The sequence below is a fragment of the Pseudomonas sp. QTF5 genome (assembly GCF_000512695.2).
In the GTDB taxonomy this organism is placed as follows: Bacteria; Pseudomonadota; Gammaproteobacteria; order Pseudomonadales; family Pseudomonadaceae; genus Aquipseudomonas.
The window spans coordinates 1-15,546 of record NZ_AZRW02000030.1 but is presented as its reverse complement, the minus strand read 5'-3'; the positions used below and the strand labels follow the sequence as shown (position 1 = coordinate 15,546).

The window sequence follows — 15,546 nt, the reverse complement described above, 5'->3', positions numbered from 1 at the left end:
ATCACTGTCGCGCTCCTTTTGATTGTGATTTTTAGATCGGCAAGAGTTTCAACGGAACGTGCCTGGCGCCTTGAACAATAAAGGTCGGGGCCGGGCAGGACGACTTTGCAGACTATCCAGGGTAAACAGATGCGGGCGTTCAATCACATACCCTTGAGCGTAATCCACCCCGATCTCCAGCAATGCCTGCTCGATCTGAGGTGTTTCAACGAACTCGGCAATCGTGCGCTTACCCATGACATGACCGATGTGATTGATCACTTCGACCATAGCGCGGTTAATCGGGTCGTCCAGCATATCCTTTACGAAACTTCCGTCGATCTTCAGGAAGTCTACAGGTAAATGTTTCAAGTAAGCGAATGAGGACATACCGGCGCAAAAGTCATCTAGCGAAAAATGACAACCTAAACCTTTGAGTTCATTGATAAATCTAATCGCACTGCGCAAATTTGAAATGGCGCTGGTTTCTGTGATTTCAAAACAAATCATTTCAGGCGGAATCGAGTATGCAACAAATTGTTCACGGAGGAAGTCCAGAAACGCCTCATCTCCGATAGTAATACCTGACAGATTTATCGCACACATGGCCAACGGCCCTTCGCGCTCTTGCTCGATGCATTGGGCAATGACCTTGAAAACGTTCTCCACCACCCAACGGTCAATCGACGTCATCAAACCGTAACGCTCGGCGGCCGGAATGAAACTGTCCGGCAAGATCATGCGCCCCGCTTCGTCATGCAGGCGCAGCAGGATTTCGATATGCCCGCGGCCCTGCTCGCCCGCGCCAAGGGGTGCGATTTCCTGCGCGTACAGACAGAAGCGGTCTTCTTCCAACGCCACGTGCAGGCGCTGCACCCAGGCCATTTCGCCAAAGCGCAGGGACAGCTCCGAGTCGTCGGCGTGATAGACCTGAACCCGGTTTCGGCCCTTTTCCTTGGCCATATAGCAGGCCATGTCAGCGGCACGCAGCGAAGCTTCAAGGGTGGCCGGGCTCTGGGCCACATGCATCAGACCGATACTCACGGTGGTCACGAACGGCCGGCCTTTCCAGACAAAGTGCAGGTTCTGCACGTTCTGGCGCAGGCCTTCGGCGATTTTCTCGGCCGCTTCCGGCGCACAGTTTTCCAACAGAATGCCGAACTCGTCGCCACCCAAGCGCGCCAAGGTGTCACCTTCGCGCAGACCTGATTGCAACAACGCACAGATATGCCGCAACAGTTCGTCGCCCGCCGCATGACCGCAGGTGTCGTTGACCAGTTTGAATTGATCCAGATCGAGAAACATCAAGGTGTGACGCCCCGCTTGGCGCGTCAGGTTATGCAGGGCCTGTTCGAGGCGATATTCGAACTCGCGGCGGTTGGCCAGTCCGGTCAGGGCGTCATGAGTCGCCTGCCAGGACAGCGTGGCGATGTATTGCCGCTCCTGGGTCATGTCATGCAGCACCAGCACGGTGCCACTGACCTTGCCCGCGTTGCGGATCGGCGCGCCGACCAGAGTGACCGAAACCGTGCTGCCATCCAGGCGCTGGATCAGTTTGGAATGCTCGCTGCCACCGCTGAGCTGACCGTTCAAAATGTGCTCGATCAAGGTAAAACCGTCAGCCTGAGCGTTCTCGTCCAGCAGATTGAACAGCGCTGCCAACGGCAACCCCACCGCCTGTTCGGCCTTCCAGTGAGTCAAGGCCTCGGCAGCCGGATTCATGTAGGCGATCGCGCCCTCGACGTCCGTGGTGATCACCCCGTCGCCAATCGATTGCAGAGTGATCTGCGCCCGGTCTTTCTCCAACTGCAAGGCATCGGCGAAGGCATGACGCTGCTTGAGCAGTTTGTGGGTACGCAACAGGGCCAACACAATCAAACCCAGCGCGGTGGCGAGGTTCGTCACCAACAGCAGCCGGAGAATCAACCGCGAGCCTTCACCCAAGGCATCGCTGAACGCTTTGGCGGCAGGCGTCACGCCATCGTTGATGGCAAAAATCTGGTCTTTCCAGCGTTTGACATCGGCATCGGTGACTTGGCTATCGGAAAAGCGCTGATGCATCTCGCGCGCGACATCATCGAGTCGCACCAGGTACGCATCACCGACTGCCCAGAGTTCGATGGCTTTTTCAAGGTAACTGAAGTGCCGGAAATTGAGGTACAGCCAAATCAGGCTGGAAACGTCGTCCGGGTGATTGCCGCCCTTGAGGATCGCGATTCGCGCCGCCTCGATATTCGGTGGCTGATGATCCAGCGCCAGACGCAACTCATGGCCACCCTGAGGTACCGCAATCGCATTCTGATATTTGAGAAAAATCGTTTCGTCGCGACTGTCGGCGTAGAGATTGAGGTAATAGATGGCGTCTTTCTGGCCCTTGGACCACAGGCTTTCACCGCCGACGTAGCCGCGAACCGCCGAAAGAACGTAAAGGCTGACGCCCCCCAACAGTGCCTGAAATAACACGACGGCGATAAAAGGCCAGACGATGCCCAACAACCGAGGGGTTCCGAGAGTCCTTTTTTGCTTCATGGGGTTCCTTGCATGAGCACTGCCTGATCGTCCTTCTTTATCAGGCCATCCTCTCTAGACTAGGAGGCGTTCCCGGTTCCGGCAAGCGGCGGATCGGCCACAGTGCGTCCCGGCATATATATGTACAGCCACAGCAGATATGAAGATCGATTTACTGGGTACTTCAGGTTTTCCCTCCGTACGGGAACTCGTTCATAAGGAGTACGACATGACATCGACAGCTTTAACTGCACCCGACACAGCCGCCAACGCAGAGCTTCGCGCCAGACAAACGCTGGGACTTGATGACGGCCCGGATATCGACGCATTGATTCCCCAACCTACCGCCCGGGACCGAAAACAGTTCAAGGCCTTGGTACTCACGACACCTGCCCTTGCGCAATCCACGACCATCGACCTGTACAAGGCAAAAGGCATCAATGCCCAAATCGTCGACACTGTAAAAAACTTCATGACCGGCAAGTCCTCGTTGATCCGTCACCTGAGCGGTGATGTATTGCGTCTCGCGTCTCCCGAGGAAGTGCGCGCGACGCCCTCGGTATTCCTCCTGCGGATACTGAACTCCACCGAAACGCTCGATCTGGCAGAACGACTGTTCAAAAAGCTCAAGTGGTACGGTGTACTGCCCGGCGAACAGACGCCGGCCGCCGTACGCCATCAATTGGTTTGCAAAGCTATATGCCTTTACCTTCAAGCGCCATCGGCCGACGAGCCGCAAGAGCTCGCCGGCTTCCGCTGGCAAGACCCGTCAAACTGGGGAAAAAGTTATCAGACCCTGCGCAGCGATTTCGAACAACACTTGCTGCACACCCGGCGTGTCATCACGACCAAGGAGGCGATATTACTGGCGCACGTATTCCAGACCCGGCTTTCAAAGGATTTCGCCGTACGCGATATCCCATCCGAACTTCGTTACAAGAGTTCAGTGGTGTGGGTGAACTTCATGCACGGAGTGCTGCTGGCCGATGAGCTCGGCTTGAATCGATCGCAACCATTGTCCTTTCAACAGCTCGTAGACCTGCCGCTGGAGCACAGCGTCGGCGCCTCGCCCGAACAACTTGAGACCATTGCGCGACTGCGGTTGAGTCCTGCTCTGGAATGGGCGGTCTGCATGGGTGTCGTAAAGTCGCGCACGGCATCGGACTACGACAAGGAAGATATCGAGCGGGCGATGACGGCACTGGAAAGCCAAAACAAAAGCCTCAGCAAAGCCGTGATGGCGCTGGATATACCACCCCCTGAAAGAATGAAGATGGCCAAACAGCTGAAAGACGATCTGTTTGGTGCTGATACGTTCGAATCGGATGGGCGCAGGTTCTTGCCTGAGGTGCGACCAAGCGCTTTGGGGTTCAAAGACATGCCGACCTTGAAGCTGTCAGGACACAGGTTTCTGGACCTCTATGCAGACGGTCAATTCGATGACGGACAAACATGGTCTATCACCAACTCCGATGGCAAAACGCGAACCAACCAAACGTTCAGGATCGATGACAAGCGAAATTACCATGCCATGGGAAAGGACCACCATGGTGTTTCCAGACCGATCTTTTTCGGGCGACCCCTCAAGCTATCTGGCAAGACGTTGCCGGACATCAACGCGCAGTTTGAAACCGGCTTCAGGAACTATCTCACCACCATCAGAGCAGCCTATCAGGCTCTGATCGTCAGTCTACTGGCCTCATTGCCACTGGCTGACCGGCGGGCGCTGGAACAAGGTGCCGTTCAGGTGCTGAGCCTGCGCTCACGAGATGGGAGGTACGGACGATCAGAAAATAAGCGAGCAAGAAAGGGTTTCGTTTTAAAGGTGACCCACCAGAATGAAATCACCTACTACGAACTCATTCCGAGTGCCGGCGTCATTCGTCTACGAACCGGATTGAGGTCTTCGATAATCGCAGGGGAAAACGTCGAATTTCCATTGCATGCCTCAATCCCCGGACAAACCTATGATCCTGAGCGCAATCTCAGCACTTCGCTCCTGCTCGACTGGACCGCTCATTCAAAAGGCAATGAGCCCGCGAAACGGGCATCCTGCATTGGATTTCTCGATGTGGTGGGACATATGCCGGCAGTTGTACTACCCGACTCAACCGCGATCGGCGGTGAAGTAACCGCGCTGACATCCCGACTGAATACCGTGGCCCACTACATTGCATCGAACTTTCTCTACGTCGATGAACAGCAGTTGCGTGACCAGGCTCGCGGGATGACGCAATTCGACATAATGAGAGCTGAAGGTGAGCAACGGCGGGAAACATTCGTAGCGTTTGTCAAAGGATTCGTACCTTTCTGGGGCAGCATTGAAGATCTTATGTCGGGCGGTACCACGAACAAAATCCTCGGAGGGGTCGGACTCTTGGTTGATCTGGCCTCGTTCCTCTGCCCTATCGGAAAATTCATATCGGGTTCGGTGCGTTTGATCAGGCTTGCAGCAGGAGCATCACGCATGGCCGCCAAAGCCAGCCTGCCGTCTTTTTCAACGTTGGCCGGCAAACTTCTGACTACTTCGCTGAGAAACCTCAACCCGCTTGACGGCATTCCGTCGCTGTTGAAAACGATGGGAAGCGGCGCCAGGAATGGGCTGCTCGCAGCTGGCCGCATAAGTCTTGGCAGCATCAAGAAACTGACAGGACAGGCCGACAGCTACCGCCTGGTCCACAACATGCCCCAGGCAATCGATCCCGGGCGCTGGAGACCGCTGGCAAACGGTGATCAACTGGCGACAATCAATGGGGTTGATGATGTACTCATGCGCAATACCGGCCCGACGGGTTTGAAACGATTTCATCTCGTCGACCCGGTGACATCCTTGCCTTATGGCCCACGTCTGCACAATAACCACCGAAACCTTGTGCAGGGCCGCTCAACCTTCAAGACCCTGCCTCCGACCGAATCCCACGTGCTGGCAGAACTTCCGGAACACGCCCATATCCGTGAAGTACTTGAGGTCGATGGGCGAACCACGCTGTTTGTTGATGATGTCCCCTATCGTCTGGACGGCAACCAACTGCGCCGCGCCGACCTGATCGATGATCAGGCGATGCTCAGATCCTTGCCTTGTCGGGTACGGCGTAGCCCGGGTGCCGATGTATGCGCGACCAAATTCGTCACCCGTGATCCGGCACCGACGCCGGCCATTGGCAGTTTCGACGAAAACAAAGGCTGGGCGCCGTGGTTCGGAGACAGTATCTATACGCCGGCCACTGCGGATCGGGCGATGTTACTTAAAACCTTGAAGAAAAAAAGTCGGCTCCCGGCTACGGTGGAGTTCCAAAAAGGAATTTATGGGAGGATCAAAGTGAGTCTTCCCTACGGGAACCAGAATCAATTTGATACCTTTCAGGCTGGTGCCACCATCATCCCGGCGATAGATGATTCGAAGCGCTATGTGTTCACCCGGCTGGACGCTGGATCTTTTTACGTCGCCGAACTGGCACAAGGTCAAAGCATAAGAGACACGCTGAATTTCAAGAAAGCTTCCACATTGCCGGAAGATCTCAAAGCAGAATTGCTGACTGTCTACACCGGATCGTTGAATGCCAACAATGTGGCAAGGATTCACGGTACGGAAGCGGTGGAACGTGCGTTGAAAACAATGCAAGAAATTGCCATTCCGATTGGCGGCCATGTAAATCCACCCGATACGCTCAAGCTGCTCAAGGTCGATACCAGTCCGGGGGAGGCGGTCCTGTTTGATCACTCAACTCGAATGATTGTCACCCGACTGCCAGACGGTGCGAAAAACTGGTCACGCAGCAAGGAGGCACCGGAAGTGTTCCGCCAGAGGACGATAGAAATATTCGATACGTTGTTCCTTGAACCGACTATCAAACCGAGGAATGTGGACAGCGCCCTACGGATCGACAGCACGATGAAAAAGCTCCAGAACCTGGTCCCTCGAAGCCAGCGCACTCGCAACCCGAGAAACATCGCGTACGCCGAAGTAACCACCGCGGGGGGAATGCGGGAAGTTTATGTCAGCGTTTCAGGAGCGCAGGGGACGACTGGGAGTTTGCCATTGTTCAAACAAAACCTGGGGGCAGATCATGTGAAGGTCGGAGAAACGACGTACTTCAATATTGATCTCAATCAGCCACACCCCGGCACTTCTCTGAACGTGACACCCGAGGGCAAACTTCTGGCCGTGCCACACACCATAAAAGACATCGACACCTATACACCGACATTGACCAGCGCACCGACCTCACTGGACAGCGAGAGCAAGTTGATCGGTGTAATCCGCGAGAAATACCCCACCCCCCAATCGATCAAATCAGTCGACGTCGCCACCACCATGCCACCTTGCAACTCGTGCTCGGTAGTAATGAAGGAATTCGGTTTCGACGGAGGGGAAAACGCCCTTAACGTCCTGTGGCACTGACCTAATGCTGCTGCAAATGCCCATAAAGCCTGGCGTACAAACCCCCATCAGCAATCAATTGCTGATGGTCGCCATCCTCGGCAACTTGCCCACCATCGAACACCAGCACCCGGTCGGCCTGCTTCACGGCCGACAACCGGTGCGCAATGATCAGCGTGGTGCGGTTGCTCAAGAACCGCGCCAGTGCCTGGTGCAGGTTGTATTCGGTGGCCGCGTCCAGGGCGGACGTGGCCTCGTCGAGGATGACCACTTTGGGTTCAGCCAACACCATCCGCGCAATCGCCAAACGTTGACGCTGACCACCGGATAGCCGCACACCGGAGCGCCCGACAATACTGTCCAGTCCATTGGGCAATTCACGCACCGTGTTGTGCAGTTGAGCAATTTCCAATGCCTGCCAGCAGGCTTCGTCGCTGCGTTCGCGGCCCATGGTCAGGTTGGCGCGCACGGTGTCGTTGAACAGTGCTGGATGCTGCAAGACCACGGCGACATTTTCACGCACGGTTTCCAGGCCGATCTCTTGCTGAGTCGAACCACCGAAACGGATGGTGCCGGCCAGCGGCGTGTACAAACCCAGCAGCAACTGCACCAGCGTGCTTTTGCCACCGCCGCTGGCGCCGACAATCGCGACTTTTTCACCGGGGGCAATCGACAGGTTCATTTGGTTTAACACCAACTCGTCGCCGTAGCCGAAACTCAATCCCTGAACTTCGATGCCCACCGTGTCGCGCCCCTGGAACGGATCGACACTGCCGGTGTATTGCGGCTCATCGGCGCGGGCCAGCAATTCGTTGATTCGCGACAGTGCACCGCCGGCGGCGTAAAAGGCGTACTGCAGGTTGAGCAGTTGTTCCACCGGACCGATCATGAACCACAGGTAGCTGAACACGGCCAGCATCTGGCCGATGGACAGGTCGGAAAACAGCACAGTGAGCATGGCCGCGGCACGGAAAATATCGATGCCGAACTGGAACAGCAAGCCGCTGGCGCGGTTCGATGCATCGGTTTTCCACTGCGAGTTCACTGCGTAATCGCGCACTTCCCGGGCTCGCTGACCCAACCGCCCGAGGAAAAAGCCCTGGCGATTACCAGCGCGCACTTCCTGGATCGCATCCAGGGTTTCGGTCAAGGCCTGGGTGAAGCGCGAGGTGCTGTCGTTCTCGAGTTTCTTCAGGTGTTTGACCCGTTTGCCCAACTGCACCGTGGCATAGATCACCAGCGGATTGAACAGCAGGATCAGCAGCGCGAGTTTCCAGTGCATCCACATCAGGATGGAGGCGGTGCCCACCAGCGTCAGCATGGCCACGAGGAAACGACTGAGGGTTTCGCCGACGAATTTGTCCAGCGTGTCGAGGTCGGTGACCAGGTGCGTGGTCACCGTGCCGCTGCCCAGGCTTTCGTATTCGCCCAGCGAGATACATTTGAGCCGTTCGATCAGCCGCACCCGAATCCGGTACACGATGTCCTTGGCCAGCGCCGCAAACAATTTCGCCTGCACCACGTTGAACAACAACGCGGCGCAACGCAGCGCCAGGGTCACCAACAACATCAGACCAATGTAACCCGCGGCTTTCTGCCAGACGTCGGGCAGCGCGTGGTTCATGATTTTCAACGCGGCGTCGCCGTGGCCCAGCAGTACTTCGTCCACCAGCAACGGCAACAGCAAGGGGATCGGCACGCTGCACAGCGTTGCCAACACGGCGACGCCGTTGGCGATCCACAGGGATTTTTTATGGTGAAGGGCCAGGCGACGGATTTCCGCCCAGCTCAGACGGTCGACACGTGCAGGGGCTGGAACAGCGTCGGGCAGGTCATGCACAGGCAGCGCGCTCCAGCCAGCGGCCGAGCAACGGTGACAACACACTAAGAGGTTGATAGCCATTGGTCAGCAACGCCAATTGACCATCACGCTCTGCCAGCAAGGTTGGGAAACCGGCAATGCCCAGGTCCTGCACCCAGGTGAAATCGGCAGCGGTCGCGGCGTGCATATCGGCACGGTCGAACGCGGCGGCGAATTCGATGCGCGGCACACCGGCTTGCTCTGCCAGCTCCACCAACACGCTGGCGTGGGTGACGTCGCGACCTTCGGCGTAGAACGCATGCTGGATCAACCCGAGCAGTTTCCACGCGCAATCCGGCGCCAGGCTGCGCGCCGTCACCAGCGCCCGACACGCAGGCTCGGTGTCGTAGACAAACCCGTCGGGCAGCGCGCCTTCAAACTTGAACGGTTGGCCGGTAGCCTCGTGGACCGCCTGCCAGTGCTCAAGGATGTAGCGCCGGGTGGTCGGCTCCAGCGCTGAGCCGCTGCCGGTGCGCAAACCGCCGACGACCAAATGCACGTCCACCCCCGCTGCCTGCGCCTGCTCGACCAGCGCGTTGGCCACTGGCGCAAAACCCCAGCACCAGGAACACATCGGGTCCATCACATAGAGCAGGCGACGTGCAGACATGGTTCAAGCCTCGGAAGGAGTTTGCTTGTAGTTATAACCAATCGGGTGCGGCAGGTTGCGCGCCTTGGCCAGTTCGATCTGCTTCTGCCGGTCGATAGCACTGCGACGGGTTTTCTCGCTCAGCTTATCCCAGCAATGCGGGCAACTGATGCCGGCCACGTAATGCTCGGATGCGCGGTCTTCCACGCTGATGGGCGTACGACAGGCATGACATTGATCGTAGTCGCCTTCGCTGAGGTCGTGGCGCACGGTCACACGGTTATCGAACACGAAGCAGTCGCCCTGCCATTTGGTTTCTTCCTGCGGCACCTCTTCGAGGTACTTCAGAATGCCGCCCTTGAGGTGATAGACCTCATCGAAACCCTGGCTGAGCATGTAGCTCGAAGCCTTTTCGCAGCGAATGCCGCCGGTGCAGAACATCGCGACTTTCTTGTGCACGGCCGGGTCGAAATTGGCTTTGATGTAGTCGGGGAATTCTCGAAAACTGGTGGTCTTCGGATCGATAGCGCCTTCGAAGGTGCCGATCGAGACTTCATAGTCGTTGCGGGTGTCGATCAACAGCACTTCAGGATCGCTGATCAGTGCATTCCAGTTTTCTGGATCGACGTAGGTGCCGACCTTTTTGTTCGGGTCTACACCGTCGACGCCGAGGGTGACGATTTCTTTCTTGAGTTTGACTTTGGTGCGGTAGAACGGCTGCTCATCGCAGTACGACTCTTTGTGGTCGATGTCGTCCATGCGGGGGTCGTTCTTGAGCCAGGCCATCAGCCCGTCAATGCCTTCGCGACTGCCGGACACGGTGCCGTTGATGCCTTCTTCGGCGATCAGCAGCGTGCCTTTGATGCCGTTGTCGACCATTGCTTGCAGCAGCGGCTCGCGCAGGGCGACGTAATCTTCCAGGGTGACGAACTTATACAGTGCCGCCACGACAATCTGTTGTGTCATGGGTAATTCTCCAGGTGGCTACCCTCGTAAAGGGTGAACCGGATGCGAAAAAAAACGCGCCGGGTGAGCGGCGCGTTGCGGATTCTAGCAAAAACGGTGTGATTTTAGGACTGCGAGGTGCCTTTGTGGCGAGGGAGCTTGCTCCCGCTCGGCTGCGAAGCAGTCGTAATGCTGGCGACTGCACTCTTTCAGACAGAGCGCTGTTGCAGGTTTTGGGACTGCTTCGCAGTNTAAATTTATTTGCCGATTTATCGGCATGTTCTCTGCGCGACAGCGCAGCCTCATCGCAGGCTGGGCGGACTCCCTCGCCACAACAGCCCTTCAGCCTTCAGCTCTTCAGCCCGTCACATTAATGTTTGCTGCCGCCAGCACAGGTCGGCGAAGCCGGAGCCGCGTCGATCTGTGCCCATTCTTGCGGCGTGTAGGTATGCAGCGCCAACGCATGGAACTCGCCCATCAGTTCGCCCAAAGTGCCATACACCTTCTGGTGACGCTTGACGCGATTGAGGCCTTCGAACTGCTGGCTGACCACTACCGCCTTGAAGTGAGTCTGTAACCCACGGCTGTGCATGTGGCTTTCATCCAGCACTTGCAGGTGCTCGGGCTGTAACAGCCCCAGCGTCGATTCGATGCGTTGTTGCATGGTCATCCCGAACTCCGCTTAAGGCTTTTTCTTGGCAGGAGCGGCGCCTTTAGGCTCAAGCTCGGCCGTCATGTCAGCCAGCAGTTTGTTGACCACAGGCACCGCGCTTTCCAGCTTGGCTTGGGTCATCTGGGCCGATTGCTGAGTCAGCTGCGGCATTTTTTCCAGGACTTTCTTGCCCAGTGGCGACTGGTAGAACGCAACCAGATCCTTGAGCTCGGATTCGCTGAAATTGGTGGTGTAAAGCTTGACCATGTCCGGCTTCAGCTTGTTCCAGCCAATGGCTGCGTCCAGAGCGGCGTTGGCCTTGGCCTGGTAGGTTTCCAGCAGGGCTTTTTTCGATTCAGGGGCTTTGGTCTGTTCAAAGCGCTGAGCGAACATTTGCTGCACTTGCATGTACACCGGAGTGCCCAGTTTGTCAGCGTGCGCCAGGGTCAGGAAAGCTTCGGCACTGGCGTTGTGGCTGGCGGTATCGGCAAAAACCTGGCCGCTGGCGCAAACCAGTGCAACCGCGGTACAGATGGCACGAAGACGAGTCATCGAGTTTCCTTTTCTAGCAGGCGAGGCAAAACCTCAAGGGCGACCATTCTGCACCTAAAAAAGTGTGTCACTCAACCCCAAGCCTTTTCGCACCTGATTTAGAGGGGTTGAACGGTCAAATTCCAGACTGATGGAACCACGACCGGCGATCACGGCCTAAACTGCGCTATCAGACCGACAGGAGTGTGCATGATGAGCCGTATCGAAACCGACAGCCTGGGCCAGGTAGAAGTCCCGGATGACGCTTACTGGGGCGCTCAGACGCAACGCTCGCTGATCAACTTCGCCATCGGCAACGAGCGCATGCCGCTGGCGGTGCTGCATGCCCTGGCCCTGATCAAGAAAGCCGCGGCGCGCGTCAACGATCGCAATGGCGACCTGCCCGCCGACATCGCCCGGCTTATCGAACAGGCCGCCGACGAAGTGCTCGACGGCGACCATGACGATCAGTTCCCGCTGGTGGTCTGGCAGACCGGCAGCGGTACCCAGAGCAACATGAACGTCAACGAAGTGATCGCCGGTCGCGCCAACGAACTGGCCGGCAATCCGCGCGGCGGCAAGACGCCGGTGCATCCCAACGATCACGTCAACCGTTCCCAGAGTTCCAACGATTGCTTTCCCACGGCCATGCACATAGCAACGGTTCAGGCGGTGCAGCAGCATTTGCTGCCGGCGATCAGCGAGTTGTCTGGCGGGTTGGCGGAGTTGTCCGCGCGGCACATGAAACTGGTCAAGACCGGTCGTACCCATATGATGGACGCCACGCCGATGACTTTCGGCCAGGAACTCTCGGCGTTCATCGCGCAACTGGATTACGCCGAGCGGGCGATCCGCAGCGCGCTGCCGGCCGTCTGTGAGCTGGCTCAGGGCGGCACCGCAGTCGGCACCGGATTGAACTCGCCCCACGGTTTTGGCGAAGCGATCGCTGCTGAACTGGCCGCCCTCTCCGGCCTGCCGTTCGTTACGGCCCCCAATAAATTTGCGGCTCTTGCCGGCCACGAGCCGTTGGTCACCCTCTCCGGCGCACTGAAAACCCTTGCCGTAACCCTGATGAAAATCGCCAACGACCTGCGCCTGCTGGGCTCCGGGCCGCGAGCGGGGTTTGCCGAAGTGAAACTGCCGGCCAATGAGCCGGGCAGCTCGATCATGCCCGGCAAGGTCAACCCGACTCAGTGCGAAGCCCTGTCAATGCTGGCCTGTCAGGTATTGGGCAATGACGTTGCCATCGGTTTTGCCGCCAGTCAGGGCCACCTGCAATTGAACGTGTTCAAACCGGTGATCATCCATAACCTGCTGCAATCGATCCGCTTGCTGGGCGATGGCTGCAGCAACTTCCAGCAGCATTGCATCGCCGGGCTGGAGCCGGATGCCGAGAAAATGGCTGAGCATCTGGAACGAGGTTTGATGCTGGTGACGGCGCTGAATCCGCATATTGGCTACGACAAGTCGGCGGAGATTGCCAAGAAGGCTTACAGCGAAGGACTGACCTTGCGTGAGGCGGCGTTGCAGCTGGGGTATCTGACGGATGAAGAGTTCGAGGCGTGGGTGAGGCCAGAGGATATGCTGGAGGCTGGTAAGCAGGGGTGAATCTGAAAGTGATTTAGTGCCTGACAGTCAGTCTTCGCGAGCAAGCCCGCTCCCACATTTGATCGCATTCTTACAGTAAGAACTCGGTTAAATGTGGGAGCGGGCTTGCTCGCGAAGAACGATAACGCGGTCTAACTGGCTGCCATCCGCACCTTCCGGGCCCTGAGCCCCGCCATCAACGACGGCCCCAACGCCACCAGCGCCGACCCAAATACCACCAACACCGCCCCGCCATAACCCAGGCCATTGATCTGCTCGGCATGCACATACTCCGGCCATAACCAAGCGGCCATGGCTACGGCGGCAAAGGTCACCAGCGGCGTGATCGCCAGCGTCGCACTGACCCGCGAGGCTTCCCAATGGGCCAGGGCTTCGGCAAAGGCGCCATAAGCGATCAGCGTGTTCAAACAGCACGCCAGCAGCAACCAGCCTTGCAGCGGGCTCAGTTGCAGCGCCTCCAGCGGATGCACCCATGGCGTCAGCAACAGCGCGCAGAACAGGTAAATCACCATCATCACCTGCAACGAATTCCACACCGTGAGCAACTGCTTCTGGCCCAAGGCATAGAAGGTCCAGACCGTGGACGCCAACAGCACCATCAGCACACCAGCGGTGTAATCGGTCAGGGAGGTGAGCAGTTCACTCAAGCGCTGATTGAAAAACAGTGCGAAGCCGATCAGCAGCACCAACAGGCCAATCCCCTGCCCCACGCTGAACCGTTCCTTGAACACGAACAGACTGGCGATCAGCAACATGATCGGGCCCATTTGCACCACCAGCTGCGCGGTGCCGGGGCTGAGCAAATTCAGCCCCATCAGGTACAGCACGTAGTTGCCCACCAGTCCGAGTACCGCCATCAGCACCAGCCACCCACCGCGCGGGCCGAGGACTTTGCGACTCGGCAGGCGTTTCGTCGCCGCCAGATAAATGAACAAGCAACCGCCGGACACCAGCAGGCGAAACCAGGTCACCGTCACCGGGTCCATCACCAGCAGCACTTGCTTGAGCTTGATCGGCAGGATTCCCCACAGCAACGCGGTCAGCAAGGCCAGGCACAGACCATAAACCCAGCGACCCGATGAAATATGCATGCTGACCCCGAAGCCGATTGGCGAAAACGGCCATTCTAGGCTCAGACCGGGGCGCGACACAGGGACAGTTGCCAACGGGCCGCGAATGAAACTGTGCAGGCGCACCATAAAGTTGACGATATGCCGTCGATCAGGTGGCCAGGCGTGGCAAGTGGTTCATGCATAAGCTCATTGAAACCGTCATCCGCAGGAGATCGCCCATGTACGGCATGCGCGCCCAAGACAACGCCCCCGCCACCCACTTTCGTTGTGACCGGTTGTGTCGTGTGAATGGAGAGCTGTATTTCACCACGCGGGAACACACGCTGGAGGGTCCGTTTGAAGACCGGGAGACAGCGGTGCGTGAGATTCACGCGTATATCGAGCGGATGCAGTTTTTGTGTATGAGCCGGTAAACCGCGGCGTCTGCATTCGCGAGCAAGCCCGCTCCAACATTTAACCGTGTCCAACGTTGGAATTCGGTAAATGTGGGAGCGGGCTTGCTCGCGAAAGCGGCTGATCAGGCAACAAAATACTTAGGGCTTAACTGTTCAGGCCTGAGATAAATCCCAACGAGTAAGCGAGATAAATCCGGTCCATTCCGGGATAGGCTGGCACAAATTGGGACACCCTGTGCAATAGAGTTGCAGCCAACGCAACAGAAAACGCCCCGTTCAGTCATCAACTGACGGGGCAAACATATCGACCTGACGACGCGCTATCTCATCCTTTCGGACCGCCTTCACGATCTTATAGATCCACTGAAGCGACACCCCCCACTTACGCGCCAGGTCGCTCTGGTTGGTACCGTTGAATTCCTCGTAAATCTGACGATCCCTGCGACTCAACTTGCCCGCCAGCCCCATTGGAAAATAGACATTCTGCCCACCCCAATGCGCCGCCATACGGTCGGCGACCTCCTGGGCCACATGACGGGCAGCCGCTTCCTCCATCGACACCAACTCCTTGAGTGCCGCCGCCACATGCTCAGTCAGATCAATCAGCAGTTCCGGCCCCTTGCTTCGGAAGTCACTCATTCATCCACCACCGCAGCATCAAGGGCCAGGCTCATTTATCCTGCTCCTTCACCAGCGACAACCAGGCAACATCTACGCCGCGAACCTCCACGCTATTGCAGGTAAATTTCCCCGAAGGTACATAGCGGATTCCCTGAAGCTGATTCCCAAACCGGCGCATAAAGAGCCCAACACTGTCCGGCTCAATAAAAATCCTGTTATCCAGAAACACAAACTGCTGAATCGCGATACCGACCTCACGCATCTCCCGAGTCAACTCATTAATAGCCGAAAGCCTCGCCAGAAATGCTTCAGTCAAAATGCTCAACGGCTCAACCAGCGGTGCGGATTCCATGACCATCCGGACACCCATTCCGCCAACATCCGGACATTGATTCCACGCTGA

12 protein-coding genes are annotated in these 15,546 nt (G+C 57.4%); 3 read left to right on the top strand and 9 right to left on the bottom strand.

Annotated elements, in window-relative coordinates; genetic code table 11:
• Positions 1–48: 48 nt before the first annotated feature.
• Positions 49–2,508, bottom strand: a complete 2,460-nt coding sequence (locus IC37_RS20840) for an EAL domain-containing protein (protein WP_030128751.1) — start codon at positions 2,506–2,508, stop codon at positions 49–51.
• 208 nt (positions 2,509–2,716) lie between these two features.
• On the opposite strand from IC37_RS20840, the gene IC37_RS20835 reads away from it, so the two are divergent.
• Positions 2,717–6,889, top strand: a complete 4,173-nt coding sequence (locus tag IC37_RS20835) for a deaminase domain-containing protein (protein ID WP_030128752.1) — start codon at positions 2,717–2,719, stop codon at positions 6,887–6,889.
• 1 nt (position 6,890) lies between these two features.
• Here IC37_RS20835 and IC37_RS20830 read toward each other — a convergent pair whose 3' ends face one another.
• The 5 genes from IC37_RS20830 to IC37_RS20810 all read right to left on the bottom strand — a co-directional run bounded on the left by IC37_RS20830 (position 6,891) and on the right by IC37_RS20810 (position 11,467).
• Positions 6,891–8,708: an ABC transporter ATP-binding protein gene (locus tag IC37_RS20830; protein ID WP_030128753.1), complete on the bottom strand. Its 1,818-nt coding sequence runs from the start codon at positions 8,706–8,708 to the stop codon at positions 6,891–6,893.
• On the bottom strand, positions 8,701–9,303 hold the full coding sequence (locus IC37_RS20825) for a DsbA family protein (protein WP_177409420.1): 603 nt from the start codon (positions 9,301–9,303) through the stop codon (positions 8,701–8,703). The genes IC37_RS20830 and IC37_RS20825 overlap by 8 nt, the downstream gene beginning before the upstream one ends.
• Positions 9,304–9,342: 39 nt before the next feature.
• Positions 9,343–10,284, bottom strand: coding sequence for a rhodanese-related sulfurtransferase (locus IC37_RS20820; RefSeq protein WP_030128755.1), 942 nt, complete (start codon positions 10,282–10,284; stop codon positions 9,343–9,345).
• A gap of 349 nt (positions 10,285–10,633) precedes the next feature.
• Positions 10,634–10,933, bottom strand: coding sequence for a BolA family transcriptional regulator (locus IC37_RS20815; protein WP_008005913.1), 300 nt, complete (start codon positions 10,931–10,933; stop codon positions 10,634–10,636).
• 12 nt (positions 10,934–10,945) lie between these two features.
• Positions 10,946–11,467 (bottom strand): DUF2059 domain-containing protein, encoded by a 522-nt coding sequence (locus IC37_RS20810; RefSeq protein WP_008071591.1) that lies wholly within the window; start codon positions 11,465–11,467, stop codon positions 10,946–10,948.
• 192 nt (positions 11,468–11,659) lie between these two features.
• Between IC37_RS20810 and IC37_RS20805 the strand changes: the two genes are divergently transcribed.
• Positions 11,660–13,054, top strand: a complete 1,395-nt coding sequence (locus IC37_RS20805) for a class II fumarate hydratase (protein WP_030128756.1) — start codon at positions 11,660–11,662, stop codon at positions 13,052–13,054.
• Positions 13,055–13,185: 131 nt separating this feature from the next.
• Here the strand turns inward: IC37_RS20805 and IC37_RS20800 are convergent, their stop codons facing one another.
• Positions 13,186–14,145, bottom strand: coding sequence for a DMT family transporter (locus IC37_RS20800; RefSeq protein ID WP_030128757.1), 960 nt, complete (start codon positions 14,143–14,145; stop codon positions 13,186–13,188).
• A gap of 200 nt (positions 14,146–14,345) precedes the next feature.
• Between IC37_RS20800 and IC37_RS20795 the strand changes: the two genes are divergently transcribed.
• Complete coding sequence (locus tag IC37_RS20795; RefSeq protein ID WP_030128758.1) at positions 14,346–14,540, top strand: DUF6316 family protein; 195 nt, start codon at positions 14,346–14,348, stop codon at positions 14,538–14,540.
• A gap of 258 nt (positions 14,541–14,798) precedes the next feature.
• Here the strand turns inward: IC37_RS20795 and IC37_RS20790 are convergent, their stop codons facing one another.
• Together IC37_RS20790 and IC37_RS20785 are read right to left on the bottom strand one after the other, a co-directional pair.
• Positions 14,799–15,161 carry a Mor transcription activator family protein gene (locus IC37_RS20790; protein ID WP_030128759.1) on the bottom strand — a complete coding sequence of 121 codons (363 nt, stop codon included), beginning with the start codon at positions 15,159–15,161 and terminating at the stop codon, positions 14,799–14,801.
• 31 nt (positions 15,162–15,192) lie between these two features.
• Positions 15,193–15,546, bottom strand: a 354-nt coding sequence (locus IC37_RS20785; RefSeq protein WP_371916341.1) for a hypothetical protein, incomplete at its 5' end; no start/stop codon positions are given.

Bases quoted from the DNA above. Each gene is read 5' to 3' on its own strand.
- IC37_RS20805 (WP_030128756.1), top strand. From the start codon at position 11,660: ATGAGCCGTATCGAAACCGACAGCCTGGGCCAGGTAGAAGTCCCGGAT.
- IC37_RS20800 (WP_030128757.1), bottom strand. From the start codon at position 14,145: ATGCATATTTCATCGGGTCGCTGGGTTTATGGTCTGTGCCTGGCCTTG.
- IC37_RS20790 (WP_030128759.1), bottom strand. From the start codon at position 15,161: ATGAGTGACTTCCGAAGCAAGGGGCCGGAACTGCTGATTGATCTGACT.
- IC37_RS20840 (WP_030128751.1), bottom strand. From the start codon at position 2,508: ATGAAGCAAAAAAGGACTCTCGGAACCCCTCGGTTGTTGGGCATCGTC.
- IC37_RS20820 (WP_030128755.1), bottom strand. From the start codon at position 10,284: ATGACACAACAGATTGTCGTGGCGGCACTGTATAAGTTCGTCACCCTG.
- IC37_RS20795 (WP_030128758.1), top strand. From the start codon at position 14,346: ATGTACGGCATGCGCGCCCAAGACAACGCCCCCGCCACCCACTTTCGT.
- IC37_RS20825 (WP_177409420.1), bottom strand. From the start codon at position 9,303: ATGTGTTCCTGGTGCTGGGGTTTTGCGCCAGTGGCCAACGCGCTGGTC.
- IC37_RS20810 (WP_008071591.1), bottom strand. From the start codon at position 11,467: ATGACTCGTCTTCGTGCCATCTGTACCGCGGTTGCACTGGTTTGCGCC.
- IC37_RS20835 (WP_030128752.1), top strand. From the start codon at position 2,717: ATGACATCGACAGCTTTAACTGCACCCGACACAGCCGCCAACGCAGAG.
- IC37_RS20815 (WP_008005913.1), bottom strand. From the start codon at position 10,933: ATGACCATGCAACAACGCATCGAATCGACGCTGGGGCTGTTACAGCCC.